The 1,423-nt window shown below is 38.2% G+C and carries 1 protein-coding gene; it reads right to left on the reverse strand.

Translation table 11 applies throughout. The annotated features are described in order from the left end of the window. Positions 1 to 1,423 (reverse strand): phage tail protein (locus CD138_RS11705; protein ID WP_444547690.1); only part of this gene is annotated, 1,423 nt, incomplete at both ends.

The raw sequence follows: 1,423 nt of genomic DNA on the forward strand, positions 1-1,423 counted from the left end.
ACCTGTCATACTGTCTCTACCTAGTTGCATAAATTTACGTGACGGTGAGTGGCTATCTAACGCGCTTTTTGCTGCGTTCAATGCACTTTTTGCTGCGTTCCATGCAGCTTGTGCTAAATCTTTAGCTTTTTGTACAATTCCGCTAATTAATCCGCCGATAATATCAATACCAGCTTGAACAAAATCTCCTATAAAACTTCTGACAGCATTCAAAGCGTTTTGCATGCCGTTTCTACACTCATTAACTACTTCCCAAAACTTTTGTACAACCGTATTTATAAAGTTGATCATCGCTTGTCTTATCGCATTAACCCAATCAAGTCCTTTTTGAACAATGTAATTATAGGCCGTTAGCATTTTAGTCAAAACAGTATTTGCAACTTCTTGGAACCACTTAAACACTACATTCCATATCGCTATAGCGTAATTTTGGATTGTCTGCCAAACTTCAGACCAACTCGTTGCTGTTTGACCTGTAATTCGAGTGTAAGTGTCAAATAAAAATCGTTGAATTTGATTCCAAATCGACGATAATCCCTGCCATATTGTATCGCTCACGTTAGCAATAGTTGTTTGTAGAGTTTGCCACGCTCCTGAAAAATCACCTGACAAAAATTGAATGAAAGCTGTGAAAAGACCAACAATCCACTGAATCATTCCAGAAATTAGTGCCACTATCGCTGTGAACGTAACAGTAACAACTGTCCATAAACCTTGTATAGCGGTTATAACACCTTCTACAACCGCGATAAACACATTACCTAAAACTTCATTAAAAATATCACCTAATTGTTGTAACAAAGGCATGATAGGTTGAAGTGTTTCTTGAATTTTACTCCATAGGTCATCAAACCATTTTTTGATACCTTCTACCGCTTCTCCTATGCTTTTTTTGATTGTCTCCCAAGCTTCTATAACAGCATTTCTGAAATCTTCATTCGTGTTCCATAAATAAATTATGAAACCAGCCAACGCTAAAATTGCACCTATTGCTATCCAAATAGGTAAGCTGATACCCGCTAACGCACCGCCCAAGATTGGTAATAGCTTCATAAGATTACCGATAGGATTCAGAAGTAATCCAACAGCACCTCTTAGTAAGCCGAACGCACCTTTTAAGATAGTTGACGCTCTTGTAAATTTAATGATGTATTTAATTACATCGAAAAGACTTTTACCGAACAGGCCTTTTAGCATAGTGGATACGAATATAATAGGCGTCAGCAAAGCCCAAAACGCACCACCGAGAATAGTAAGAATTCCAAAGAACCTTGCAACATTCGGGTGATTCTCGAATAACGCTGCCGTGAATTCGGCTATTTTACCGATAAGTTTTAGTAAACCACTTGCGATTGGTGCCATCGCCTTACCAAATGCAACAAGTATACGCACAATATCGCCAATCAGTTTCATAATTACAGGA

The organism is Staphylococcus intermedius NCTC 11048 (assembly GCF_002902385.1).
GTDB lineage: Bacteria > Bacillota > Bacilli > Staphylococcales > Staphylococcaceae > Staphylococcus > Staphylococcus intermedius.